The following is a 25,589-nucleotide window of genomic DNA, read 5'->3' on the forward strand; positions in this document are numbered from 1 at the left end:
ATTAAGCACATTCCATAGGAGGAAGGTAATGGAATATCAACATATCGGACATTCTACGCTTGAGGTGAGTAAAATTTGCCTTGGGACGATGACTTGGGGTGAACAAAATACCCAAGCACAAGCTTTCGCTCAACTTGACTATGCCATTGGCCAAGGCGTTAACTTTATTGATACCGCCGAGATGTATCCAGTGCCACCCAAAGCTGAAACTCAAGGCGAAACAGAACGCATTTTAGGTTGCTACTTAAAAGCGCAAGGTAATCGTGACGAGCTCGTTATCGCCACTAAAATCGCCGCTCCCGGTGGTAAAGGCGACTATATTCGCCAGAACATGGCCCTAGACTGGCTCAATGTACATCAAGCAGTGGATGATTCATTAAGTCGGTTACAAATCGACACCATCGATTTATACCAAGTGCATTGGCCTGACAGGAATACCAATTTCTTTGGCGAAATGATGTATGAGCACGATGAAGATGAACATTACACGCCTATTTTAGACACCCTTGAAGCCCTCGCTGAAGTCATAAAACAAGGTAAAGTCCGCTATATTGGGATTTCGAACGAAACCCCTTGGGGCTTTATGAAATACCTTAAATTGGCTGAAAAACACGATTTACCGCGTATTGTCAGTGTGCAAAATCCTTATAACTTACTCAATCGCAGTTATGAGATAGCCATGTCTGAAATCAGCCACCGCGAAGACGTACCACTACTGGCTTATTCGCCATTGGCATTTGGGATGTTGACGGGTAAATATGAAAATGATCAATGGCCGGAAGGCGCACGCTTAACGGTATACAAACGTTTTGCTCGTTACAACAGCACACCGATTGCATTACAAGCCACTCAGGCCTATATCGACTTGGCGCGCGAGTTTGGCTTAACCCCAACAGAAATGGCCTTAGCGTTTGTTAATAGCCGTAAATTTGTGGCCTCTAACATTATTGGCGCAACAGACTTGCATCAGCTCAAACAAAATATCGACAGCCATAAAGTGACATTATCGACGGAATTAATGGTTAGGATTAATGAACTATCAACACTGTATCGTTTTCCTTGTCCGTAAACTCGCTGCATTAGGTTAATTGGCTAGCGTGTAACATTACGCTAATTGCCGACAAACCTTGCATTAGGCATCAAGATCACTGAAGATCTTGATGCCTTTTATTTTGATAAAGAACCCCATATTCATGAAGTCGATATCCCCATTGCCGTCGCAAGCGCCATTTGATCACCCAGCCATTCGCGATCAATTTCCGGCACTCAAACAGACCCTAGGCGATCATCCTTTATGTTATTTAGACACCGCCGCAACCAGCCAAAAACCTCAGGCTGTAATAGATGCAATGAATGAGTATTATCAGCTCAACAATGCCAATGTTCATCGCGCAGCGCACCAATTATCGGCTCGCGCAACCAGCCAATATGAAGCGGTAAGGCTGCAGGTTGGCCACTTTATTAATGCCGCAAAGCCGCAAGAGATTATCTTTACTCATGGCACGACCGAATCCATCAATATGGTGGCATACGGCTTAACTGCGCAGCTACAAACTAATGATGTGATATTAATTGATACCGCAGCCCACCACGCCAATATTGTTCCTTGGCAGGAACTGGCAAAGCGCACTGGCGCGGTGATCAAACCGATCCCGCTGACAACTGACGCACAACTGGATATAACCGTTTTTGATCAATTATTAGCCCTAAAACCTAAAGTGGTTGCCCTATGCCATGTGTCAAATGCCTTGGGTACATTAAACCCAATCAATGAGCTAGTCGCAAAAGCCAAAGCCGTCGGCGCACTAACTTTAGTTGATGGCGCACAAGCTATTGCTCACCTTGATATCGATGTACAACACATTGATTGCGACTTTTATGTGTTTTCAGGTCATAAAATGTATGGTCCTACAGGTGTAGGTATTTTATACGGCCGCTTTGAACAACTAGATGCATTAACCCCCATGCTCACTGGCGGCGAGATGATCAAAACCGTTAGCTTTGATCGTACTGAATATGGTGAGTTGCCAAACAGGCTTGAAGCGGGCACACCAGCCATTGCCGAAGTCATAGGCTTAGGCGCTGCAATCACATTTTTGCAGGGCCTACCGCGCCAGCACATTAAAGCCCACGAGCAACAGTTAATGGGTTATTTACAACAGCAACTGCTTAGTTTGGGTGATATATCTTTGTACGGCATTGCAGATAATCCACTGCAAAATAATATTGGCTCTGTGGCATTTAATGTTGCAGATGAGCATCACCAGGATGTTGGCATATTACTAGACCAACAAGCGGTTGCCGTTCGTTGCGGCCATCATTGTGCTATGCCATTAATGAGCGATCTTAATTTAGCCGGCTGCTGCCGCGCTTCAATTGGCATCTATACTAATAAGCAAGATATAGATCAATTTATTCATGCGTTAATTACGGTAAAAGAGTTACTGTTATAACTTGGCAACCTACGCGCTTTATGAGACAACACAGTTAATGACCCAAATTAGTGCAACTAATACACCAGAAAGTCAGTTATTTATCTCGTTACCTGCAGAGCTATCAACGGCAGTCACTCAGATAGAGCAAGCCAAAAACTGGCAAGACAAATATCGTCACATTATGCTACTTGGTAAACAATTACCGACATTAGCCGATGAATTCAAGCAAGCTGATGCTCAAGTTAAAGGTTGTGAAAGCCAGGCCTGGTTATACCATCACCAACAAAACGGCCAGCATTTTTATCTCGCTGACAGCGATGCGCGGATAGTCAAAGGACTGATTGCCATTTTACTTGTGGCAACCCAGGGTAAAACCACTGAACAAATCAGCCAATTCGAAGTATCAGCTTATTTTGATCGCTTAGGCCTTAGTGGCCAGTTAAGTCCATCACGAACAAATGGCCTCAATGCATTAGCCGAAGCAATAAAACGTTATGCAAAAGAGAGTGTCACCTAAAAAAGTGCCGCCAATATCGGCCTCAACTAAGGAATAATAATGACCCTAAAAGTCTGCAACCCAACACGCCGCCACATCATAAAAGGCCTTGGAGCAGCCACATTATTAAGTCCACTTTGTACGCTTCCTGCATGGGGAGCTCAATCTCACCGTCTGTATGTTGACGGGCTATCGTTTTTACCCAATGACATCAATGATGTTAAAGCCTCAAAACTCGATGCTTTTATTGCTGACATTTCTGCAATTGAAACCATCGAGCAAAGCGATGGCACCAAAAACTATAAACGCACTTATCAAGCCTGTATTAACAGCATTAAACAAGCAGCAAGCTCAGTTAATGCTAACCCTGACGTTTACTTGCAAGGCCTCACAGGTGCCGATATAGACAAGGCTCGGGCACAACAACGCACAGCAGTGTACTTTCAAATCCAAGGTGCTGATTGTGTTGAAGCCGATGGCATTTCAACCAATGGCAAGCCTCCACTTTGGCCACAGCTAGACTCACTGCATCAACACGGGTTGCGGGTATTACAGCTTACCCATCACTACGGTAATCGTTTTGCAGGTGGCGCATTAGACAACAATGGCAGCCAGGGCCTTAATGAGCCTCTTAGCGCCGCGGGTGTTGAGCTAATCGCAGAGCTTAATCAAAGAAACATTATGATTGATGTTAGCCACTCAAGCGAACAAACCGCGCTTGATACCGTCAAGGCTAGCCAATCACCTATTGTGCTAAGCCATGGCGCAGCGAGACATTTTGTCAATCATGCCCGCTGCTCGTCAGACGAGGTTATTCGTGCAATAGGCGACAGCGGCGGTGTATTTGGGGTGTTTATGATGAGTTTTTGGCTAACAAACAACCCCACTCCAACCATAGAAGATTACATCGATCAGCTTGAATATGTCGCCAAGATCGGTGGTGTAGATTGCGTGGCGATAGCCAATGATTTCCCACTGCGGGGCCAAGAGAATTTATTATCGTTAAATAACAATAATAGCGAAGGGGTAAAAGAGTACCTTGACTGGTGGCACAGTTTACAGAGTAGAAACGTACTCGGTTTTGATGTAGAACCTAAGCATGTGGTAATCCCAGAGTTTAATCATATCGATCGCATGAGCCGCATCGACGACGCACTCAAAAAGGCGCGCTTTAAATCATCTGATCGCGATCGTTTTATGGGCGGAAACTGGCAAAGAGTGATGAAAAAAGTATTGGTGTAAACCAATAAACTCACATAACAAAAAAGGGCTGAATAATACTATTCAGCCCTTTTTCATTATTTGTTCAATGAGGTTTACATTCGAGGCTTAAATCCCCGCACCAGCAATTTGTCTCGGTGGATTTAACACTTCGATTGCTTTTAAATAAGCTAATAAGCCATTCACTTGAGTACCAAGATCGCCTTTGCTGGTGTCTATGGTTAACTCAGCAGATTCAGGCACTTCGTATGGTGATGAAATACCAGTAAAGTTAGCAATTTCGCCTTTACGCGCTTTAGCATATAACCCTTTAGGATCTCGCGATTCACACACACTCAATGGCGTTGAAACATGGACTTCAACAAATTGACCTTGTGGAAATAATGCGCGGACGCGATCACGCTCTTCGCGGGTGGGTGAGATAAACGCCGACAGTACCACTAAGCCTGAATCAACCATCAATTTAGACACTTCGCCCACACGACGTAAGTTTTCATCACGGTCTTCAAGGCTAAAACCTAAGTCTTTACATAAGCCATGACGAACGTTATCACCGTCTAACAAATAGGTATGAAAACCATGTTCAAATAACGCTCTCTCTAATGCGCCAGCAAGCGTTGACTTGCCAGAACCAGACAAACCAGTAAACCATAACAACACTGGGTTTTGGCCTTTTTGCGCCCCTCGGGCGGCTTGGTCTATCGAATGTTGATGCCAAACAATATTGCTCATAACAGCTCCTGATCTACGGCAATATACACCGCACGAAAACTCATACTAAAACGGGAAAAAATACGGTACAGCCATTAACACTATGGCGGAATACAAAACTGATAACGGTAAACCTAAACGCACAAAATCGCTGAGTTTATAGTTGCCCGCGTTGTATACCATCAGGTTAGTTTGATAACCGTAAGGAGAAATAAAGCTCGCGCTTGCGCCGAACACTACCGCCATAATAAATGGGCGAGGATCAACACCAAAGCTAATGGCTATCGCATAAGCGACCGGGAATGCTAACGCTGCAGCAGCATTGTTGGTTATCAGTTCAGTGACAATCAAAGTGATAAAATACACGCCAACAAAAGCAGCAAATACACCATAACCACTAAACACACTGAGTAAGCCCTGAGCCATTTGGTCTGCTAAGCCAGTTGTCACCATTAGGTTGGCTAACCCTAACGCACTGCCGACGATAACCACCAACTCGAGCGGGAAGCGTCGTTTTAGTTCAGTTAACGTTACCGCGCCAATCGCCACATAGCTGAGCAGTAATAACACTAACCCTTTGGCTAAGGGTAATACTTCAAAAATGCTCGCTAAGATAGTTAATGCAAATCCCGCTAACACCCAATTACCACGTTTTTCATCTAACCGGACACTGAGGTCTAACCCACTAATGGCCGCAAAATCTGTGGTTAAATTGGGGCATTTTGAAAAACGATCGCCTGGGGTTAATAGCAATACATCTCCAGGCTGTAATACGATGTCACCCAGGCCACCCTTTAACGGCATATTGCCACGACGAATCGCCATGACTGCAGCGTCAAACACTTCACGAAATCGAGAGTCTTTTAAGCTCGTACCCACTAAACTTGATGATGGTGCTAACACCGCTTCCACCAAGTTTTGGCCTTTAGCGTGTTGCTTACCAAACCATTCTAAGCCATCAAATTGATGCAATAATTCGACCGACTCCACCGCGCCACTAAATCGCAATACATCATCTGCTTGCAACACCATTTGTGGTGGCACAGGGCAAATGCGAATACCACTGCGTTCTAATTCAACTAAATACAGTTTTTTAAGTGCACGTAAGCGGTTATCGATAACACTATTGCCCACCAGGGTGGAGGTTTTAGCTACGTGAGCTTCAAGCAAATAAGGCAATGCCTCGTCTTCTGACTCTTCGCGTCTGTCGGGTAAAAAGTTAGCGAGAATGGTCAGTAAAGTTAATCCACTAACTACCAGCAGTGCACCCACCTGTGAAAATTCAAAAAAACCTAATGGCTTTAAGCCCGCATTTTCCACAAATGAGTTAACAATAAGATTGGTTGAGGTACCGATTAAGGTTAACGTGCCACCTAAAATGGCAGCATAGTTTAACGGTAATAACAGCTTAGACGGTGCATGTGCTTGGTTTCGGCGCACAACACCAATAAGCGAAGCCACAACGGCAGTATTGTTAGTAAACGATGACAACAATGCTGTCGAGACACCGAGTTTAGCTAGGGTTGAAAACAGCGAACCTTTACCAATCACTTGGCTTAATTTACCTAACAAAGAGGTTTTCTCGAGCGCTGTGGCGGCAAGCACCAAGAGCACAAGTGTGATTAAGCCATTATTGGTAAAACTACTCAGGCTGACACTTAAATCTACCAACCCGAGCATGTAACACAATAATGAAGCGAAAAAAAACATGGCGGCCGGAGTGGCAAGCCCAGCAAGGAGCCCGCCGACCAGTGCTAACAAGATAATCGCTAACAACCATATTTCGCTCATTAATTATTTTCCAAGTACGCTAATATCACGGGCATTCCAGTGTGGATAATGCTTACGGACCAACGCATTAAACTCAATTTCAAATGCACTAAATTCAGTATTGGTTTGCTTATCACCTTGATGACCACTCACAACCATTACGGCTGCGACTGTCGCATTTGATAAACGGTCGATTAAAATCATTCCGCCAGTATCGCGCACTAAGCTGTATGCATCTAATACAATCGATTCTGTAAGATCTAACTTAACTCTCGCGATGGTGTTTAAGCTCAACGTAGTCGCTGCACTGCGTTCAAGGGTATTTACATCGGTAACATATTCGATTTCACTGACAACAGCTTGAGTCTTTTTACCCGCCACTTTTACATCGTATAACTGACCGATTTGTAATGGCTTTTCATCCATCCACACTAAGTCTGCCACGATATGGTTAGCCATTTCTGGTGCACTGTCTGGTTTCGCTAACAAATCACCACGAGAGATATCAATTTCATCTTCAAGGGTAATGGTCACAGCTTGACCTGCTACAGCCTCTTGCAAATCACCATCAAAGGTCACAATGCGTTCAATCTTGCTGCGCTTGCCTGAAGGAAGTGCGACAACTTCATCACCCACATTAAGCACACCAGAAGCTAATGTGCCTGCAAAACCACGAAAATCTAGGTTAGGGCGAGATACATACTGCACAGGAAAACGAACCGGTAACTCGCTGAGCTCGCGCTGAGTATCAATCGTTTCAAGTAGTTCCAATAAGGTACCACCTTGATACCAATCACACTGCGTGCTGCGGTTAACCACGTTGTCGCCATTTAGTGCTGATAACGGCACATAGTGAATATCTAAGTCGCCAAAGTCTTTTACGAAGTCAGCAAAATCTGCCTGAATGTTATCAAATACAGTTTGATCAAAACCCACTAAATCCATCTTGTTTACTGCGACAACAAAGTGACGTAAACCAAGAAGTGAAGCAATAAACGCATGACGTTTAGTTTGCGTTTGTACGCCGTAACGCGCATCAACTAAAATAACAGCGAGGTCGCATGTAGACGCACCGGTTGCCATGTTACGTGTGTATTGCTCATGGCCAGGCGTATCAGAAATAATAAACTTACGCTTTTCGCTTGAAAAGTAACGATAAGCCACATCAATCGTAATGCCTTGCTCGCGCTCTGCTTGCAGGCCGTCAACTAATAACGCTAAGTCGATCGCTTCACCTGTGGTGCCCATTTTAGCGCTGTCATTTTTTAAACTGGCTAGCTGGTCTTCGTAAATCTGGGCGCTGTCATGTAGTAAACGGCCAATTAAGGTACTTTTACCATCATCAACACTGCCACACGTTAAAAAGCGTAATAAGCCTTTATTTTGTTGTAAGGCTAAGTATTCTTTTACACCATGCAGCTGGATCTCTGCTGCCATGCGGTCGGTATTTGCTGTTGCTTTATCCATCATATCTCTCACTCAAATTAGGTCTAGTGGCGTTGTCCGCTGGGTTAATTAGAAATAACCTTGACGTTTCTTGTGCTCCATCGACGCACTTTGGTCCGAGTCGATTAAGCGGCCTTGTCGTTCACTTGAGCGAGTAAGCAACATCTCTTCAATAATTTTCTCTAACGTATCAGCTTCAGATGGCATCGCGGCTGTTAACGGATAACACCCTAAGGTTCTAAAACGCACGCGCTCAACAGACTCAACATCACCCGCTTCTACAGGCATACGGTCATCATCTTTCATGATGAGCTGTCCGCCTTTATTCACCACAGTGCGAGGTGCGGCAAAATATAACGGTACAATTTCAATGTTTTCTTGATAGATATATTGCCAAATATCCAACTCAGTCCAGTTAGACAATGGGAATACACGAATGCTTTCGCCTTTGTTTACCGCGCCGTTATAAGTGCGCCATAATTCTGGACGTTGGTTTTTAGGGTCCCAACGATGGTGTTTATCACGGAACGAATACACACGTTCTTTAGCGCGAGACTTTTCTTCATCGCGACGGGCGCCACCAAAAGCAGCATCAAAACCATATTTGTTTAACGCTTGCTTTAAAGACTGGGTTTTCATGATGTCAGTGTGTTTAGCACTTCCATGGGTAAAGGGTCCAACACCTTGCTCAACACCCTCTTGGTTGGTATGAGTCAATAACTCAAAACCAAACGCCTTAGCTTGGGCATCACGAAAAGCGATCATCTCTTTAAATTTCCAACCGGTATCGACGTGGAGCAACGGGAATGGAATTTTGCCTGGATAAAACGCTTTGCGTGCAAGGTGCAGCATCACCGATGAATCTTTACCTATCGAATACATCATGACAGGGTTATCAAACTCGGCGGCAACTTCGCGGATGATCTGGATGCTTTCAGCTTCCAGTTGTTGTAAATGGCTTAACGAACGGCCTGCCATGATGATTCTCCATTACCTAATATGCTGTCTACACAGCGGGTTAAAATTGTGTGACTACAGCGCTTTGGCTGCAGCCTCTAAATCGATTACATGTTGTTCAGTGTTGGGCTCAAACCAGTGTAAAGTGTCTGCTAACTCAACCACTTCGCCAATGATCATTAATGCTGGCATGTGTAATGCGGGATCGGCTGCTAACTGTGCAAGCTCGCCTAATTTACCAATAAAGCGCTGTTGCGATGATGTCGTGGCTTTTGACACGATAGCCACAGGTGTATCAGCGCTTCTACCTGCGCCAATGAGCCCTTCGCTAATAATATTGGCATTTAAAATCCCCATATAAACCACCAGGGTATTGTTAGGGTTGGCATAACCTTGCCAATCCATTGGGCGACTGGCTAGCTGGCAATGTCCGGTAATAAACGTGACACCTTGTGCATAATCACGATGTGTTAACGGGATACCGGCATAAGCAGATGTGCCACTGGCAGCGGTAATACCCGGTACGACTTCAAAGGCAATACCTGATGCCACTAATGTTTGTAGCTCTTCGCCACCACGGCCAAAAATAAATGGGTCGCCACCTTTTAAACGCACTACGTTTTTACGGGTATACGCTTTTGTCACTAACAGCTGATTAATTTCATCTTGGGCGGCACTGTGTTTACCCGCGCGCTTACCTACGGCAATTTTTTCAGCGCTGTTGGGAATAAGATCTAAAATATCCTGGCTCACCAATGCGTCATATAGCACTGCATCAGCGTTTTTAAGAATGCGATAGGCTTTTAGGGTTAATAGCTCAACGTCACCAGGACCTGCGCCAACTAACCATACTTTGCCTTTGGCCTTCTGACCCGGCATCGATACTAATTCCATCACATCTACCTCAAGATAATTTACTATGTTCAAATATAGCGGTTTCTATATTCCATATACAATAGTAAAAAGTTAGTTTTTATAACCAAAAAGAATAAGCCGTAAATTAATCTATTTACGACACCAAAACGTATAAGCTACCCCGATAAGCGCACAAAAACGAACTTTGTTCGACAAAAGCTGCACAATTGATAACAATGTGTATCAAAGAATTCATACTGACTATTTTGCTAATGGATAATGCAATGAAAAAAAGCACTCAATACCTTGGAATGTCACTGTTAATGCTTGGCAGTATCAATAGCGCATTGGCTGAAGATTCACTAGTAGAAGAACGTGTTAAAAGAGAACTTGCTACCTCAGAAAAGCCTTTTGTGCTCACGCCGCATAAAGCTAACTACTTGTTGCCGGTTACGTATCAAACCAGAACGAACCCTGCACCTTTTGAAGCGAAATACCCCGACGACGACATTAACATTGATAAGTTAGAAGCTAAGTTTCAAATCAGTTTTAAGTTTCCGGTTTGGTATAACGTGTTTGGCGACAACGGCCATTTATTCTTTGCTTATACTAATCAGTCCTATTGGCAAGTGTACAACCAAGATGCTTCGTCGCCGTTTCGTGAAACTAACCACGAACCTGAAGTGTTTATGCTGTTTAACAACGACTGGAAAATTGGCGGCTTTACTAACTCATTTTTAGGATTTGGTGCAGTGCATCAATCTAACGGCCAAACGACTGAATTATCGCGCAGCTGGAACCGCATTTACGGCAGTGCCGTATTTGATAAAGGCCCATTCGCGCTAGGATTAAAAGTCTGGTGGCGTATTCCCGAAGACGAGAAAGAAATGCCTAATTCAGCTGATGGCGATGATAACCCTGATATTAACGACTACATGGGTAACTTTGAGCTCACGGGTGTGTATGGCCTAGATGAGCATCGTTTTACGATGTTACTGCGTAATAACTTTGAATCGCCAAATCGTGGTGCAGTCGAGTTAACCTGGAGTTATCCGATTATCGGTAATCTGCGAATATATACTCAATATTTTAATGGTTACGGCGAAAGCCTTATCGACTACAACCATCATAATCAACGTTTTGGTATTGGTATTGCGTTAAACGATATTTTATAACTCACCTGAATTCAGGTTAAAGACAAAAAAGGTGACCTCATTCGGTCACCTTTTTATTTGCTTGTTGAGGCTGGTTTTGAACTACTCAGCGCTGGCTTTGCTGTTCACTTTAGAACCAATCACAATGCCTTTATCAGTAAAGTCGACAGACATCTTTAACCGCATGTCGTAATCTTTTAATACCGATAACTCTTCTGGCATTGGCTCACCGCTCATTTCAATCATGTCCACTAACGGCATAAACATTTTTTGATAATCGACGGCAAAATCAAAGAAGCCATTCGCGTCTAATGTTTGCGTGTAAAGGCCATCAGCCAGTTCGGTGCCTCTGTCGCCAGTGTAAACCACAAGGTGATTACCTTTAATCGCCACTTTAGCACTGACACCATACTCTGGAGGTAACATCAACATTGGAGTGATATCAACTGGGTCACCATTGTCTTTAAGATCAATACTCGCCAACGGTGGAAAGAATGGCTTAGCCATATCAATTAACATCATTGGATTATCAGCCGAAATACTGATTAAGGCATCAAGCTTCTCAAAGCTTGGTTCACCATTGGTTTCTGCTAACTTGTAATCAGCTAGCGTCACACTAATACCTTTAACACCGTTGGCCATGCCGGTCATCATGCCGACCATTGCAGGGTTTAATTCATCTAGCTCACCTTGCATTTGTGCAAGAGCTTCACACTGATAAGATGGCGCTTGTAAGTCTTTCCATATTTCATTCAATGCTGGCGCTAATTGATTAACATCAATGCCTAATCCAAGTGATAAAATATTTTCGTGGTCGCTATTATTAAACGCCGGAATAAAGCCGCGCATTTTGTTCAACGCAGACAGAATAACTTGGTTATTACTTTCAACCACAACCGCAGCATCAATGGTGCTTTCTGCACGGCTAATAGAGTAACTGTTGAGCCCCATTACTGTGCGCGGCCAGTTAGCTGCAATAGCCGAAAACTCCGCTTGGCAAGTCGGCGTTTTAAGCTCAGCCAGTGGGTCTTCACCTTGTGCTGCAGCCATTTTGCTAATTTGTTTAGCCAGCATGTTACCGTCGGTGGTTGTTAACCCTTTAACCAGTTCAACATGGTTAATGAAGCTAATGCTGTCTTGCATAAAACCGTGTGTTTTAGCGATGTCTTGTAACATCGTGGTACCACTTAGTGGGTTATCGACTTTTTTCTCACCAAGTGCGGTTTCAAGCAGCGCCACATCATTTACTGAAGTATTTAACGTGACCGTTAACCAACCTTGCTTTTCAGAAAAGATAATACTGATTTGCTCTTTGTCATCTGCATCGGTTAACGCATAAGCGCGGTATTCACTGTCGCCAGCCTTACCGGTGGTATGCACTAAACCACTGTCTTGCTCTGCACGGTCAAGCTCTGCCCAAAATGCAGTAGGATTGCTTAGCTGAGTTTTCATCACAGGCAATGCACCGAGTGTATAAAAATAGCTTTTTATCGAATCAGCTAAACCATAAGTGCTAAGCAATGCATCTGGTGTAGGCAGTAATGTCATGTATTGCTTGTATAAGCTTACAAAGAAGCGCGCTTGTGGGCTTGAGCTATCATCAATTTGCAGTAACTCATCAATGCCCTGAGCTTGGTAATTACCCGCAATGCTATATAAATAGTCTTTTAGTGGGAATGGCGCTAATTGTCCTGAAAACGCTAATGTGTCTGCGGGGATGTAATCAAGCATGGGGTCACTTGTACTTACCGAACCACCTTGTTGTGTTAGTAAATATCCACCAGCACCGACGGCTAATACCACAGCAGCAATTGCCATTTTATTCATCTATAAACTCCAATTTATATGACTGTTAACTCTTCCTTGAAATGAGTTAGCGTTAAAATTCTTTAAGTGTGAATTATCAATTACATCGATAAACAGCGGATTAATTTAACATTAATTGAGTCATTTGGCATCTGCTGAGGCCTAAACACAAAAAAATAAACAAAATAATAACAATTAAATTAGACGATAGCTGAGCAAAACAAATGATGACGTAGAGAGAGGAGATGTGATTTAACGATTAAGAGGCTACCCGATAACCCATGTACATCAGGGTTATCGGGGCTAACTCAAATGATTGCTTATACGCTAACAAGTCAATCAAAGTGCTCGAGGATGCGAGCGAAGCTTTTGAAGGTACGTGGATTGCAAAAACAATCCCAAAACGTCGACAAAAACCGTCTACGGGAACATCTAAATCTAGACTACTATCGGCATCTATGCATGAAAATTTAAATAAAATTTAACGTTTTTATTTATCGCGATTATTTCTTCTAAACCCTCATGTGGAATGTGGGCAATTGTTACCTCTATTTTCGCAGACCCACACTCGGTTTTTCGCAATCATATGGACGCAAAATTGAATAATCGTTCTACCAAGCTGCGCTAAAAATTCAAACTTTTTGCATGACAAAAATCACGGGGAGAAAAAGAGGATATAACCAAGCAGTAAAACGAGGATAAAAATTTGATTATCATCCATCTGCAAATTGCAGATGGATGATATAACACGATAATATTCTATCGCGCGAATGAAAGAGGTTAAGCTAGATATCGAAGTGCAGACCACATTCTCGCTGTAAACCATTAAAACGAGTTTCTTCTTCGCTCATACCAAGCTCAAGTGGTTTACTTGAGTGAGTATCGCCTACCGACACATACCCCTGCTCCCATAATGGGTGATAGGGTAAGTCATGTTCAGTTAAGTACATGTGCACGTCTTTGTTGCTCCACTCAATGATGGGCAGCAACTTAAAACGTTTGCCACTAATAGCTAAAATAGGCAATGCTTCACGGGTGCTAGACTGACTGCGACGTAACCCCGCAAACCAGGTGCTCACATTGAGCTCAGCTAATGCACGCTGCATAGGCTCAACTTTATTGATGCGGTTATACTTTTCTAGGCCATCAATCCCCTGCTCCCAAAGCTTACCAAAACGCGCTTCTTGCCACGCTTGAGTTTGCTCAGCCTGGTACACTTTAAGGTTGAGGTTTAAACGCTCAGTTAACTGATCAATAAACTGGTATGTCTCAGGAAACAAATAGCCCGTATCGGTTAAAATCACTGGGATATCACTTTGCGCTTGAGTGACCATATGTAACATCACCGCGCCTTGAATACCAAAGCTTGACGATAACGCATGATCCCCCGGTAAATACGCTAGCCCCCAAGCAACCCGCTCCTGAGCCGTTAACCCTGCTAAAAACTGGTTAATGCCTTCCAGCGCGGCCACTTGCTCAGCTTTAGGCGCTGATAACAACGCCTGCAGTTGAGCGGGAGTGACACTATGATCGACGCCTGCACCTTTCGATGCAGTCGTTATCACTTCATTAGGCATGAAAATCCTTAGCGGCGTCATTAACCGCCTTCACAACGCCAATGCGAACTGTGAAGTTACCAAAGGTTTCGCCCGCATCGCGCTCTGTGGCGTAACGGCCAAACAAGGCATCCAATTCAGCTAAAATTTCAGCCTCTTGAATGTTTTCTTTATGCATTTTGTTTAAACGCGTGCCTTCAAAGCTGGCGCCTAAATACAAGTTATAACGACCAGGCGCTTTACCCACTAAGCCAATTTCAGCAGCAAAGGGACGAGCACAGCCGTTTGGACAACCTGTCATGCGCACCACGATTGATTGCTCGCTAATGCCGTGTTTTGCCTGTAGTGCATCAATATGATCAATAAACTCAGGGAAGTAACGTTCCGCTTCGGCCATCGCTAAAGGGCACGTCGGTAAGGCTACACAGGCAATGGAATGCCCACGAGTTCCACTTAATACTTTGCCCAATAAACCATGCTTACGCGCTAAACCTTCGATTTCAGCTTTATCTTCTGCAGCGACACCGGCAATAATCATGTTCTGATTAGATGTCATGCGGAAATCGCCTTTGTGGATTTTGGCAATTTCACGTAAACCAGTCTGTAGGGTTTGGCCAGGTAAATCTTTAATGCGGCCGCTTTCAATAAATAAGGTTAAATGAAATTTATTGTCGATACCTTCAACCCAACCATAACGATCGCCGCGATCGCCAATGATTACATCACGCTTAGGCGCAAATTTAACCCCTGCACGTTTTTCAACTTCGGCTTTAAATGCCTCAAGACCATGGTCAACAATGGTGTACTTTAAACGGGCACGCTTACGCACAACTCGGTTACCCCAGTCACGCTGAACCGTCATCACAGCTTCGGCAAACTTGGTCACATCTGCTGTTTTAATAAAGCCCAAGTCATCGGCTAAACGTGGGAAAGTTTCAACTTCGCCGTGAGTAGAGCCCATACCGCCACCAGCAACTAAGTTAAAACCGACTAATTCACCCGCGTCTGCCACTGCAATAAAACCAAGATCGTTTGTATAAACGTCTACATCGTTATGTGGCGGAACCGCAACAGCCATTTTGAATTTACGTGGCAAATAAGTTTTGCCGTAAACCGGTTCAACGGTTTCGGTGCCTAATAGCTTTTCTTCATCGAGCCAAATCTCAGCATACGCGCGAGTGTGTGGTAATAAATGGTCAGATAAATGCTTGGCAACCGCATAAGCCTGCGCATGTAACTTAGACTCAACTGGGTTTGGGTTACACATTACGTTACGGTTTACGTCACCACAGGCGGCAATAGAGTCTAGCGCAGCGCGATCAAGACCCTGGATCAAGGTTTTTAAATTACGCTTTGGAATGCCGTGGTACTGAAACGTCTGACGTGTGGTTAAACGAATGCTGTTTGAGGTGGTTAGCGTAGATGAAATTTTATCCACTTCTAACCACTGCTGTGGGGTACAAATACCGCCAGGTACACGAGCACGTAGCATAAAGCTATGTAATGGTTCTAGCTTTTGCTCTTTACGTTCATTACGTAAATCGCGGTCGTCTTGTTGATAAAAACCGTGGAATTTGATCAACTGCTGATCGCCATCACTAAACGATCCCGTCACTTGGGTATCTAAACCTTCTTTGATGTCGCCGCGTAAATAATCACTGTCGATTTTTAAGTATTCGTTTAACGCTAACTTTTGCTCACTCATGGCCTTGGCCTCTCTTAATTCTGTTCAATTCATTAGTGCGATTGGGTATTGAAAACTGACCTAGACCCAATTTAATACACGTCTTTTTGGTAACGTTTTTCGCTACGCAGTGTTTCAAAGTACGCTTCGGCGTCATCAGCGCTTAAGCCACCTTGTTCAACCGCAATATTCACTAATGCTTGATGTACGTCTTTGGCCATGCGCTCTGCATCACCACAAATATACACATGGGCGCCGTCTTGCAGCCACTGCCATAATGCTTGAGCTTGCTCGGCTATGCGGTGCTGCACATACACTTTATGAGCTTGATCGCGCGAGAATGCCACATCTAAACGTGATAAATCACCGTTTTTAAGATACTGCTGCCACTCAACTTGGTATAAAAAGTCTTGTTCAAAGTGTGGGTTACCAAAGAATAACCAGCTGTTGCCCGACACACCGTCTGCGGCGCGTTGCTGCATAAAGGCGCGGAATGGCGCAACACCAGTACCAGGACCCACCATAATCACAGGTGTATCAGGGTTTTCTGGTAAGCGGAAGTGGTTGTTAGGCTCAACATAAACGTTAACTTGTTGGCCTTCTTCAGCTGACGCTAAAAAGTGCGATGCGCCGCCAAAACGGGCATGACCTTGACGTTCATCTTCAACAAGCGCCACGGTTAAATGCACTTCTGATTCAACTTCTGCCTGACTTGAAGCAATGGAATACAGGCGTGGTGTCAAAGGGCGTAACATATCAACAAGCTGTGTCGCGCTGACTTTGGCTGGGTAGGCTGCCACTAAGTCGGCTAACTGATTTGCTAAAATAAACTGTCTGGTTTGCTCTTTATCTTCACAAATGGCAGCAAGTTCAGCATTACCACTCAATTCAGCCCAAGACTTAACAAGGCCTGGGTATAACTGGGTGAGTTCTTTTTTGTCTGTTAATGCCGCTTTTAATGAATACGATTCTTTAGATACAGTAACGTTTTCGTCAGCGCCTAAACCAAGGCCGTTGATCACTTCATCAACTAAGGCTTCGTTGTTACTAAACCACACGCCTAACGCGTCACCCACTTGATAGCTTAATCCTGACTCGCCCAAATCAATTTCAACATGGCGTACGTCACGGTCTGAATCACGGCCGGTAATTTTTTGGCTTACAAGCACTTCTGCGCTGTATGGATTTTGCTTGGTGTATTGGCTTTCACCTACTACTGCAGTTGCACCAATAGCGGTTACGCTGGCACCTGAGGTTTGAATATGAGGCTTAGCCGCTTCGACTACACTGTCTTGCCATTGCGCCGCGGCATCTTCGTAATCAACATCGCATTCAACTAAAGGCAGCAATGCTTTGGCACCTAATGCACTTAAACGCGCATCAAAGTCTTTACCGGTTTGGCAAAAGAACTCATAACTTGAATCACCTAACGCCAATACAGAGTAATGTAGGTTATCTAATTTTGGCGCACGTTTTGAGGCTAAAAACTTATGCAGTTCAATGGCATCATCAGGTGCTTCACCTTCACCGTGGGTACTCACAACTAGCAGTAACACCGTTTCTTGCTTCAATTGGCGAACATTGTATTCACCCATTGAGGTTAGGTTAACAGCATAACCTTGTGCCTGTGCTTTAGCGGCTAATGCCTGAGCAACACCACGGCCATTACCGGTTTGGCTACCATATAAAATGGTTACTGTTTGTGCTGCAGAAGTCTCTGCAACAGGCGCACCTGCTGTTTGGCCCTGACTTGCACTTGCTGCCAAATAACCACTAACCCATGCAAGTTGCACAGACGATAATTCTGATGTGAATTGTTTTAGCTTGTCGACTTGCCCTTGAGACAATGGCGATGCTAGCGCTGAGAGTTCTTTTAACAACATAAGACGGCCTTATAACAGTGTAATGTGAGTTAGCTTACTACTAGGTTCGAAAACCAAAAAAGAATAAAAGATAATTTTTTATTCCATTTAGGAATATGCAAAGGTGTTTTTTTAGGCTACAAAAGTGTGGCGGAGTTAAAAGTTTTTAAATTACCTCAATTTAAAACCAAGGAATTAGCCTAAAGGCACTTGTACCGAACACGCCTCATGTCGCAAGCTAGGAGGTCCAATTAACTAATGAAAAACTATCAGGTTGATTGTTCTCTGAGTAAAACGACATATGAATATGATATCGCGATGTCATAGCAATACCATTGGTTAAATAGTTTACCCGACTTCAATGGTCATATGCTGCACTTTTTCTATCCTATAAGTGCCCATGTGAAGCTAGTAATACTCAAACACAATGGTCTATTGATGGGGAAAGCAATAGACGGTCTTTTATTAACCATCAGGAAACAGTCATGCAGATTGGAATACCGAGAGAAAGTATCGAAGGTGAAACTCGAGTCGCGGCGACTCCAGCCACTGTGGTACAACTAAAAAAACTCGGCTTTAGTGTGGCAGTCGAAGCACAGGCAGGTGTGAAGTCGAGCTTTGATAATGCTGCATTTGAAGCCGCTGGGGCAGATGTAGTCGACAATGTGTTCGACGCAGACTTTATTTTTAAAGTGAATGCACCCACCGATGACGAAATTAAAAAAATGAAACCGGGCACGACGTTGGTCAGTTTTATTTGGCCAGCACAGAATCCTGAGTTAGTTGAAAAACTTTCAAGTCAAAATATTACCGTAATGGCAATGGACATGGTGCCGCGTATTTCACGCGCCCAATCGCTAGACGCATTATCGTCAATGGCTAACATTGGTGGCTATCGCGCGGTGATTGAAGCGGCACACGAATTTGGTCGTTTCTTTACCGGACAAATTACCGCTGCAGGTAAAGTGCCACCAGCCAAAGTGTTGGTCATTGGTGCTGGTGTCGCCGGGCTTGCCGCTATTGGCACTGCTGGCTCTTTAGGGGCCATCGTACGCGCATTTGACACTCGCTTAGAAGTCGCTGAGCAGATTGAGTCAATGGGCGGCAGTTTCTTAAAGCTTGAATTTGAAAATAAAGAAGGCGGATCATCTGACGGTTACGCCAAAGTCATGTCAGATGAGTTTATTGCCGCTGAAATGGCATTATTTGCTGAGCAAGCCAAAGATGTCGACATCATCATCACCACAGCGTTAATTCCTGGTCGTCCTGCGCCAAAGCTGATCACTAAAGACATGGTCGACACCATGAAACCGGGGTCAGTGATTGTCGATTTAGCAGCCGCGACTGGTGGTAACTGTGAATATACCGTTACTGGTGAGCGCTTTATTACCGACAACGGCGTTAAGGTATTGGGTTACACCGATTTACCGGGGCGTTTACCGGCGCAATCGTCACAACTTTATGGCACTAACCTAGTCAATTTGATGAAGTTAATGTGTAAAGCCAAAGACGGTAATGCCGTGCTCGATTTTGATGATGTGGTTATGCGTAATATGACCGTGACCCGTGGCGGCGAAATTACTTTCCCACCACCGGCAATTTCAGTATCAGCTGCGCCACAAAAACCTGCCGCGAGTATTGAACCCAAAGCGGCAAAAGTGGAAAAGGCACCGTCAAAACTTAAGTATATTTTAGGCGCGTTAGGGCTTGCAGGCTTTGCCGCTGTCGCGTCGGTTGCACCGGCGGAGTTTTTATCACACTTCACCGTATTCATCCTATCGTGTGTGGTAGGTTATTACGTGGTGTGGAATGTGTCGCACTCATTGCATACCCCACTAATGTCGGTCACCAATGCCATTTCAGGCATTATTGTGGTGGGCGCATTATTGCAAATAGGTCAAGGTTCAGCATTAGTCACGGCGCTTGCGTTTGTTGCGGTGCTTATCGCCAGTATCAACATCTTTGGCGGGTTTACCGTCACTCAGCGCATGCTGAAGATGTTCCGTAAAGATTAAGGAGTCATATCGTGTCTCAAGGACTGGTTACAGCATCTTATATCATTGCCGCGGTGTTTTTTATTCTCAGCCTAGCTGGGTTATCAAAACAAGAAACCGCTAAAAATGGTAATTTATTTGGCATTATTGGTATGGCGATTGCGCTTATTGCAACCATACTCAATCCTGCTACGAGCGGCGTAGAATGGATTATTCTCGCCATGGTCATTGGTGGTTCAATTGGTATCCGCTTAGCATTGAAAGTCGAAATGACTGAAATGCCGGAGCTGGTCGCCATTTTGCACAGCTTTGTTGGTTTAGCTGCGGTATTAGTAGGCTTTAACAGCTTTATTGATATTCAGCCCCATGAAGTGTCTGAAGTCGTGTTGGTATTAGGGCAAGACCTGAATACCACTCTCGCTAGCGCCAAAGCGGCGTTTATTGAAGCCAACGCAGCACAACAATCCGAACACCTAACCGGTGCCATGCTCAACATTCACTTGGTTGAAGTGTTTTTAGGCGTGTTTATCGGTGCAGTGACCTTTACCGGTTCGATTGTGGCGTTTGCTAAATTACGCGGGCTGATTTCATCAAAAGCATTAATGTTACCGCACCGCCACAAGCTTAATTTGCTTGCGGTAGTGGTTTCATTCATTTTGATGGTGATGTTTGTTCAAGCTGGCGGCGCAGTAACGCCCATCATTTTGATGACCCTAATCGCCTTTGCATTTGGTTGGCATTTAGTGGCATCTATCGGTGGTGCAGATATGCCAGTGGTGGTGTCAATGCTGAACTCATATTCAGGTTGGGCAGCCGCAGCTGCGGGTTTCATGCTATCAAATGACTTACTGATTGTTGTCGGTGCCTTAGTGGGCTCGTCAGGTGCGATTCTGTCTTACATTATGTGTAAAGCCATGAACCGCTCGTTTATTTCAGTAATTGCCGGCGGCTTTGGTAACGATAGCGTGGCATCAACGGGTGATGACACTGTGGGCGAATACCGTGAAACTACCGCTGAAGATGTCGCTGATATGCTTAAAGCATCGGACTCAGTCATCATCACCCCAGGTTATGGTATGGCAGTTGCGCAAGCGCAATATCCAGTCGCTGAAATCACTAAAAAGTTACGTGCATTAGGCATTAAGGTTCGCTTTGGTATTCACCCTGTTGCAGGGCGCTTACCCGGCCACATGAACGTACTATTGGCAGAAGCTAAAGTGCCTTACGATATCGTGCTCGAAATGGACGAAATCAACGAAGACTTTAGCGACACCGATACAGTTTTAGTGATTGGCGCCAACGATACGGTTAACCCTGCGGCTATGGAAGATCCAAGCAGCCCTATCGCGGGTATGCCTGTACTCGAAGTGTGGAAAGCACAAAACGTGATTGGCTTTAAACGTTCAATGAATACCGGTTATGCCGGTGTACAAAATCCATTGTTCTTTAAAGACAATACCCAAATGTTATTTGGCGATGCCAAAGACAGCGTAGAAGCGATTTTAAAAGCACTTTAACGCTTGACGTTATCAGTTAAAATACCAGCTCATTAGCTGGTATTTTTTTACCTCAAAATTCGCTAAACTAGGCAAATATGACTTAAAAGGATTATCGGTTATCAATGGCATTGCAGGACAACATGACTCCGCTGCAGCTTGAACTTGAACAATGTAAGCTCAAAATTAAGCAATTAGAGCGAGAGAATAGCCACCTTACCTTAGTGAACAAACGGGTAAATGAGCAACTCAATGCTGCCCTTGATGGCACTGGGTTATGTCTGTGGGAGCAACACATCCCTAGCGGTAATTTGACCATTTTTAATCAACAATGGGGCAATCTGCTCGGCTTTACTCGTCAAGAACTCCCTGCCCATATCGACAGCTGGAAAAACAACTTACACCCAGAAGATAAAGACTGGGTGATAGCAGCCTTTGAAAGTCACGTCGCAGGCAAAGCTGAAACCTATGAAGCTGTGCACCGCATGATCCACAAAGATGGCACTGTGGCATGGGTATCGGACCGTGGCCGCATTATTGAACATGACATTAATGGCAACCCATTACGCATTATGGGAACGCACATTGATGTCACCAAAGAAAAGCGTTACGAAGAAGATTTAGCCAAACTCGCCCACCGAGATCCACTCACTAACTTGCTCAATCGTACGGCAATAGTGACCGCCTTTAAGCATGAAAAACAACAACAAGATAAGCACCACCTCGGCGCATTATGCTTTATCGATCTTGATGGCTTTAAAATCATTAACGACCATTTAGGCCATCGTTATGGCGACAGTTTGCTTATTCATATTGCCAAAGATCTCACTCGCATATGCCAACAGCTGTTTTCGCCACCCGATACAGCAAGTAAACAATATAGTTTTCATATTGCCCGCTTTGGTGGTGATGAATTTGTCATTTTAACCCAATGTTATGATATTGATGTATTAACCCAGATGGCCAACAGGCTACTGGACCTATATCGAAAACCACTCAAACTCAACGGCGAAACAATAAGTATCGGATTGAGCATAGGCATCAGTTTATTCGACGAACTCGATGAGTTTGCTAACGTGTGCGAGCAAGCAGACAACGCCATGTATAGCGTCAAAAATCACGGCAAACACAACTTTTTATTTTGGTGAAAATTGGCCACTAGGCGCCTAACACAGTGAAGAAACTTCCCGTTGGTAACAAGACGTTGTATAACTGCGCAGCACAATTCATTTATGCTCATGCCAAAACGCACCTGCATAACCGACAAACTATCGACAAACTGAACTTAAGTGCGAAACAAGCCCTAGTCATCGGGTGAGTTTATTTGATGTTTTAAAGTACACTCTGGCTCAATTAGCTATTTTATTAATATATTGTTGCCCAAAAGCATGTTTATTGCTGCATAATCAGTAACAAACCGCTGCTGTGCGATAGCAGACAACTGACCAATAAGAATTATTCTTTATGTTTTTATCACCTTATTTTACTCAGCAAGATCAAAGCGTGTTTATCTCTGCCCAGCAGGCGAGTGACTTTGCCAAAAAAGTGGCTGAAGACTTTAACCCTATCCATGACGTAGGCGCCAAGCGTTTTTGTGTGCCTGGTGACTTACTCTTTGCCTTGGTATTAACGCAATACGGTTTAAGCGCGAATATGAAGTTTAAGTTTGCCGGCATGGTGGGTGATAATGTCGAACTGCATCTTGATAAAGGTGTCACCGACAAATTCAGTATTTGCGATACCAAAGGTAAAGAATACCTGCACATTGAACGCCAAGGTGAAGTATGTAAGTGCGATGTACAAACTGCGGCATTCATTAAAAGCTATGTGGCGTTTTCAGGGCTTAACTTCATTCATGTGTTAATGCCAATGATGAAGCAACATCAAGTGATGATTAACCCAGACCGACCATTAGTTATTTACGAAAGCATGTCGTTCCATCTTGACCACTTTGATTTTACCACCATGAGCTTACACCTCGTTGACCAGGCCCTGGTCATTAATGGCAAGCGTGGTGATGTCACCCTAACTTTTGAGCTGCAAAGCGAAGGTAAAGTGATTGGTAGCGGGATGAAAACGTTAGTGTTGAGTGGCTTACGTGAATATGACGATGAAAAAGCACAACTATTGTGTGACGCCTATGAAAGTAGAAAACAGCGTTAATTGTATTTAATAGCATTGCGCGGTACTCAAAAAGCGCGGAACGCATTCTGAGTGGTCACTTGTTAATGCGGATTGATATAATAGCCAAACAAAAAAACGCGAGCTGCACTTTGGTGTGCAGCTCGCGTTTTTTACCATTTTACTATCCTGTTTTACACTCAATTTAACTCGTAAATTGCTGCAATTCAGGCCATGGTATGTCAGTGTTTTATTGATCATCTCGCCAATTTAAACACCGATGTGTTACTTACAAGGTAAAATGACTATTTAGCCAAATTATCTACTCTACGATCAATGGCTTATTGCGCAGTTTTTCCATCGTGTAACAGTGCTATTGCACTGTGTCCAATTAGTTGCTCAACACATTGGCTACCTGCCTCAGCAAAATGACTGATAGCAGTCTCTTTTGCCATGTTAAGCGATTTCAGCGTTTTTACATTGTCATCAACACTACCGCACAAACTAAAAAATAGTTGTAATACGGCTTTGCGCTCGGGTTGTTGCATCAATGCATACCAAGATTGCTGTAATGACTCAATTGAAGAAAAATCTAATCCCTCAATGAAAAACTGCCCTATGCGCTCATCTAAACGCACTAAAAATTCCGTTTTACGTGGAAAATGATGACTAATACCTGTTCGGCTTACCCCAGTCGCTGCTGATAAGGTGGTATAAGACATGGCCTCAAAACCAATCGTGAGGATTTGCTTAAAGGCTTCGTCTAAAATTTGGTTAACGGTTAACTCAGTTTCAACGCGTGAACGCTTGGCCATAAACATAGTCTCTCTAATTATTTTGGTGCAAGAGCTTACCAGACCATACTAGAAAATTCTGCTAAGAATTAGCAAATTTACAACATATTTAACCGTACAATATCCAGAAAGGCAGCCTAAAACAGAACATTATCGCGATAACTAATGGTTTACCCCTTTAAAATCAAAGGTTATAGAAATTGTCTGATAAATGATTGGCGGGCGATAAAATATGATGTGTTTTTTTTGAGTCACAAAGAGTTACAAATTATTGAATTGTATTGAACTGATTTTGTAGCCATTGCTGCGTCGCGTCTTTGCCCATCAGCTGTTCAAGTGTTGGTGATAACACTTCAACTAGCTTAGGTTGACGCCAAAACATATACCCGGGTAACGGTTGGACAACACCGGCACCAAACGTTCGTTGCACTAAACTCGAAAACTCTCCCATGTCGCGTGACGACCATAAAGGCATTAACGGATACACTTCAGCAATAAAATCATCATACCGAATAAAATGCTGTAATTGCTCAATATTATAGTGAGTTAACACAATTTGCAGCTGCGGCGCACTCCAATGAGATAAATTACCGCTATCGTTAATTAACGCCAGATTACGGCGGTGAAATTGTTGCCACGCGAGATCAAGCTGAGAGTAGTGCTGTGCAATTCGCCACAGTAAATACAAATCGGCCAGCCATTCATGCTGATACTTGGTTAATGAACTCGGTAAAATATTGTTTTGCAGACGTATATTGTGTAAATGTCCTATCTCATGCCATAGGGTTAATTGTGCTTGTTGGGGTAAAGGCAATTGATAGGTCGTTAACCCTATCGAGCCACTTTGCTCGACAATGTCTTTTGTTGGATTAACCACAATGATACCGGCAATATGCTCATCAACAGCCGACAACACCATCGCACTTTTATACCCCATGGCAGCACGGATCGCTTGCGGCGAAAATACACCTTGCTGTTGCAGGGCTTGGGGCAATAAATGCAAGCAAGCGGTTAATTGTGGCAAATGACAAATTAATGCACGCTTGATGCCGATATCGGTGAAGTACCCTTGTGAATGAGGCGATACAGTAACAGCATCTATTTGCAATGACGCCATGACTGTATGCTTAAGCTGAGCAGTTGGTGTAGATTGAGTCGATAAGGTTTCACTGGCAACGCTAGTGCAGTAACCGATAAGGCCGATGAATAACCATTGCCAGTGTTTAACCAT

At 43.9% G+C, this 25,589-nt stretch carries 20 protein-coding genes; 9 read left to right on the top strand and 11 right to left on the bottom strand.

Going from position 1 to position 25,589, the window contains the following annotated elements:
- Positions 1 to 28 precede the first annotated feature (28 nt).
- From AC19MX_RS16380 to AC19MX_RS16395, 4 genes are all read left to right on the top strand, one after another.
- Positions 29 to 1,069 carry an NADP(H)-dependent aldo-keto reductase gene (locus AC19MX_RS16380; RefSeq protein ID WP_498299216.1) on the top strand — a complete coding sequence of 347 codons (1,041 nt, stop codon included), beginning with the start codon at positions 29 to 31 and terminating at the stop codon, positions 1,067 to 1,069.
- A 124-nt stretch (positions 1,070 to 1,193) separates the two neighbouring features.
- Positions 1,194 to 2,453: an aminotransferase class V-fold PLP-dependent enzyme gene (locus AC19MX_RS16385; RefSeq protein WP_498299217.1), complete on the top strand. Its 1,260-nt coding sequence runs from the start codon at positions 1,194 to 1,196 to the stop codon at positions 2,451 to 2,453.
- A 37-nt stretch (positions 2,454 to 2,490) separates the two neighbouring features.
- On the top strand, positions 2,491 to 2,952 hold the full coding sequence (gene csdE / locus AC19MX_RS16390) for a cysteine desulfurase sulfur acceptor subunit CsdE (RefSeq protein WP_498299218.1): 462 nt from the start codon (positions 2,491 to 2,493) through the stop codon (positions 2,950 to 2,952).
- A gap of 39 nt (positions 2,953 to 2,991) precedes the next feature.
- Complete coding sequence (locus AC19MX_RS16395) at positions 2,992 to 4,173, top strand: membrane dipeptidase (protein WP_498299219.1); 1,182 nt, start codon at positions 2,992 to 2,994, stop codon at positions 4,171 to 4,173.
- A gap of 87 nt (positions 4,174 to 4,260) precedes the next feature.
- On the opposite strand, the gene cysC is transcribed toward AC19MX_RS16395, so the two are convergent.
- From cysC to cobA, 5 genes are read right to left on the bottom strand one after another with little or no spacing between them, the layout of a single operon-like run.
- Complete coding sequence (cysC, locus tag AC19MX_RS16400; protein ID WP_432402548.1) at positions 4,261 to 4,884, bottom strand: adenylyl-sulfate kinase; 624 nt, start codon at positions 4,882 to 4,884, stop codon at positions 4,261 to 4,263.
- Positions 4,885 to 4,929: 45 nt separating this feature from the next.
- Complete coding sequence (locus tag AC19MX_RS16405; RefSeq protein ID WP_498299220.1) at positions 4,930 to 6,654, bottom strand: SLC13 family permease; 1,725 nt, start codon at positions 6,652 to 6,654, stop codon at positions 4,930 to 4,932.
- Positions 6,655 to 6,657: 3 nt separating this feature from the next.
- Positions 6,658 to 8,100 carry a sulfate adenylyltransferase subunit CysN gene (gene cysN, locus AC19MX_RS16410; protein ID WP_432402629.1) on the bottom strand — a complete coding sequence of 481 codons (1,443 nt, stop codon included), beginning with the start codon at positions 8,098 to 8,100 and terminating at the stop codon, positions 6,658 to 6,660.
- A gap of 48 nt (positions 8,101 to 8,148) precedes the next feature.
- Positions 8,149 to 9,057: a sulfate adenylyltransferase subunit CysD gene (cysD, locus tag AC19MX_RS16415; protein ID WP_432402552.1), complete on the bottom strand. Its 909-nt coding sequence runs from the start codon at positions 9,055 to 9,057 to the stop codon at positions 8,149 to 8,151.
- A 54-nt stretch (positions 9,058 to 9,111) separates the two neighbouring features.
- Positions 9,112 to 9,930, bottom strand: a complete 819-nt coding sequence (gene cobA, locus AC19MX_RS16420; protein WP_432402554.1) for a uroporphyrinogen-III C-methyltransferase — start codon at positions 9,928 to 9,930, stop codon at positions 9,112 to 9,114.
- A 272-nt stretch (positions 9,931 to 10,202) separates the two neighbouring features.
- Here cobA and AC19MX_RS16425 point away from each other — a divergent pair, with 272 nt between their 5' ends.
- On the top strand, positions 10,203 to 11,066 hold the full coding sequence (locus AC19MX_RS16425; RefSeq protein ID WP_498299251.1) for a phospholipase A: 864 nt from the start codon (positions 10,203 to 10,205) through the stop codon (positions 11,064 to 11,066).
- 81 nt (positions 11,067 to 11,147) lie between these two features.
- Here AC19MX_RS16425 and AC19MX_RS16430 read toward each other — a convergent pair whose 3' ends face one another.
- From AC19MX_RS16430 to AC19MX_RS16445, 4 genes are all read right to left on the bottom strand, one after another.
- Positions 11,148 to 12,872, bottom strand: coding sequence for a hypothetical protein (locus AC19MX_RS16430; RefSeq protein WP_498299221.1), 1,725 nt, complete (start codon positions 12,870 to 12,872; stop codon positions 11,148 to 11,150).
- Between the two features lie 764 nt (positions 12,873 to 13,636).
- Positions 13,637 to 14,428, bottom strand: a complete 792-nt coding sequence (locus tag AC19MX_RS16435) for a phosphoadenylyl-sulfate reductase (protein WP_498299222.1) — start codon at positions 14,426 to 14,428, stop codon at positions 13,637 to 13,639.
- Positions 14,421 to 16,112, bottom strand: a complete 1,692-nt coding sequence (gene cysI, locus AC19MX_RS16440; RefSeq protein WP_498299223.1) for an assimilatory sulfite reductase (NADPH) hemoprotein subunit — start codon at positions 16,110 to 16,112, stop codon at positions 14,421 to 14,423. Before cysI ends, AC19MX_RS16435 begins: the two co-directional genes overlap by 8 nt.
- A gap of 71 nt (positions 16,113 to 16,183) precedes the next feature.
- A complete protein-coding gene (locus AC19MX_RS16445; protein WP_498299224.1) occupies positions 16,184 to 17,974 on the bottom strand; it encodes an assimilatory sulfite reductase (NADPH) flavoprotein subunit in 1,791 nt (596 codons plus the stop codon).
- A gap of 464 nt (positions 17,975 to 18,438) precedes the next feature.
- Between AC19MX_RS16445 and AC19MX_RS16450 the strand changes: the two genes are divergently transcribed.
- The 4 genes from AC19MX_RS16450 to AC19MX_RS16465 all read left to right on the top strand — a co-directional run bounded on the left by AC19MX_RS16450 (position 18,439) and on the right by AC19MX_RS16465 (position 23,606).
- Positions 18,439 to 19,968, top strand: coding sequence for a Re/Si-specific NAD(P)(+) transhydrogenase subunit alpha (locus AC19MX_RS16450; RefSeq protein WP_498299225.1), 1,530 nt, complete (start codon positions 18,439 to 18,441; stop codon positions 19,966 to 19,968).
- 11 nt (positions 19,969 to 19,979) lie between these two features.
- Positions 19,980 to 21,464, top strand: coding sequence for a Re/Si-specific NAD(P)(+) transhydrogenase subunit beta (gene pntB / locus AC19MX_RS16455; RefSeq protein WP_432402568.1), 1,485 nt, complete (start codon positions 19,980 to 19,982; stop codon positions 21,462 to 21,464).
- A 104-nt stretch (positions 21,465 to 21,568) separates the two neighbouring features.
- Positions 21,569 to 22,591 carry a diguanylate cyclase domain-containing protein gene (locus AC19MX_RS16460; protein ID WP_498299226.1) on the top strand — a complete coding sequence of 341 codons (1,023 nt, stop codon included), beginning with the start codon at positions 21,569 to 21,571 and terminating at the stop codon, positions 22,589 to 22,591.
- A 316-nt stretch (positions 22,592 to 22,907) separates the two neighbouring features.
- On the top strand, positions 22,908 to 23,606 hold the full coding sequence (locus tag AC19MX_RS16465; protein WP_498299227.1) for a DUF3581 domain-containing protein: 699 nt from the start codon (positions 22,908 to 22,910) through the stop codon (positions 23,604 to 23,606).
- Positions 23,607 to 23,905: 299 nt separating this feature from the next.
- Here the strand turns inward: AC19MX_RS16465 and AC19MX_RS16470 are convergent, their stop codons facing one another.
- Both AC19MX_RS16470 and AC19MX_RS16475 read right to left on the bottom strand, forming a co-directional pair.
- On the bottom strand, positions 23,906 to 24,379 hold the full coding sequence (locus AC19MX_RS16470; protein WP_432402574.1) for a TetR/AcrR family transcriptional regulator: 474 nt from the start codon (positions 24,377 to 24,379) through the stop codon (positions 23,906 to 23,908).
- Positions 24,380 to 24,626: 247 nt separating this feature from the next.
- Positions 24,627 to 25,589: a hypothetical protein gene (locus tag AC19MX_RS16475; RefSeq protein ID WP_498299228.1), complete on the bottom strand. Its 963-nt coding sequence runs from the start codon at positions 25,587 to 25,589 to the stop codon at positions 24,627 to 24,629.

The organism is Shewanella sp. MF05956 (assembly GCF_059758055.1).

What these genes read in the sequence shown, in the direction of transcription:
- AC19MX_RS16445 (WP_498299224.1), bottom strand. Translation starts at nt 17,974, where the DNA reads ATGTTGTTAAAAGAACTCTCAGCGCTAGCATCGCCATTGTCTCAAGGG.
- cysN (WP_432402629.1), bottom strand. Translation starts at nt 8,100, where the DNA reads ATGGATAAAGCAACAGCAAATACCGACCGCATGGCAGCAGAGATCCAG.
- AC19MX_RS16380 (WP_498299216.1), top strand. Translation starts at nt 29, where the DNA reads ATGGAATATCAACATATCGGACATTCTACGCTTGAGGTGAGTAAAATT.
- AC19MX_RS16430 (WP_498299221.1), bottom strand. Translation starts at nt 12,872, where the DNA reads ATGAATAAAATGGCAATTGCTGCTGTGGTATTAGCCGTCGGTGCTGGT.
- cobA (WP_432402554.1), bottom strand. Translation starts at nt 9,930, where the DNA reads ATGGAATTAGTATCGATGCCGGGTCAGAAGGCCAAAGGCAAAGTATGG.
- AC19MX_RS16450 (WP_498299225.1), top strand. Translation starts at nt 18,439, where the DNA reads ATGCAGATTGGAATACCGAGAGAAAGTATCGAAGGTGAAACTCGAGTC.
- csdE (WP_498299218.1), top strand. Translation starts at nt 2,491, where the DNA reads ATGACCCAAATTAGTGCAACTAATACACCAGAAAGTCAGTTATTTATC.
- AC19MX_RS16395 (WP_498299219.1), top strand. Translation starts at nt 2,992, where the DNA reads ATGACCCTAAAAGTCTGCAACCCAACACGCCGCCACATCATAAAAGGC.
- AC19MX_RS16460 (WP_498299226.1), top strand. Translation starts at nt 21,569, where the DNA reads ATGGCATTGCAGGACAACATGACTCCGCTGCAGCTTGAACTTGAACAA.
- AC19MX_RS16465 (WP_498299227.1), top strand. Translation starts at nt 22,908, where the DNA reads ATGTTTTTATCACCTTATTTTACTCAGCAAGATCAAAGCGTGTTTATC.
- AC19MX_RS16385 (WP_498299217.1), top strand. Translation starts at nt 1,194, where the DNA reads ATGAAGTCGATATCCCCATTGCCGTCGCAAGCGCCATTTGATCACCCA.
- cysD (WP_432402552.1), bottom strand. Translation starts at nt 9,057, where the DNA reads ATGGCAGGCCGTTCGTTAAGCCATTTACAACAACTGGAAGCTGAAAGC.
- AC19MX_RS16435 (WP_498299222.1), bottom strand. Translation starts at nt 14,428, where the DNA reads ATGCCTAATGAAGTGATAACGACTGCATCGAAAGGTGCAGGCGTCGAT.
- AC19MX_RS16470 (WP_432402574.1), bottom strand. Translation starts at nt 24,379, where the DNA reads ATGGCCAAGCGTTCACGCGTTGAAACTGAGTTAACCGTTAACCAAATT.
- cysI (WP_498299223.1), bottom strand. Translation starts at nt 16,112, where the DNA reads ATGAGTGAGCAAAAGTTAGCGTTAAACGAATACTTAAAAATCGACAGT.
- AC19MX_RS16405 (WP_498299220.1), bottom strand. Translation starts at nt 6,654, where the DNA reads ATGAGCGAAATATGGTTGTTAGCGATTATCTTGTTAGCACTGGTCGGC.
- AC19MX_RS16475 (WP_498299228.1), bottom strand. Translation starts at nt 25,589, where the DNA reads ATGGTTAAACACTGGCAATGGTTATTCATCGGCCTTATCGGTTACTGC.
- cysC (WP_432402548.1), bottom strand. Translation starts at nt 4,884, where the DNA reads ATGAGCAATATTGTTTGGCATCAACATTCGATAGACCAAGCCGCCCGA.
- AC19MX_RS16425 (WP_498299251.1), top strand. Translation starts at nt 10,203, where the DNA reads ATGTCACTGTTAATGCTTGGCAGTATCAATAGCGCATTGGCTGAAGAT.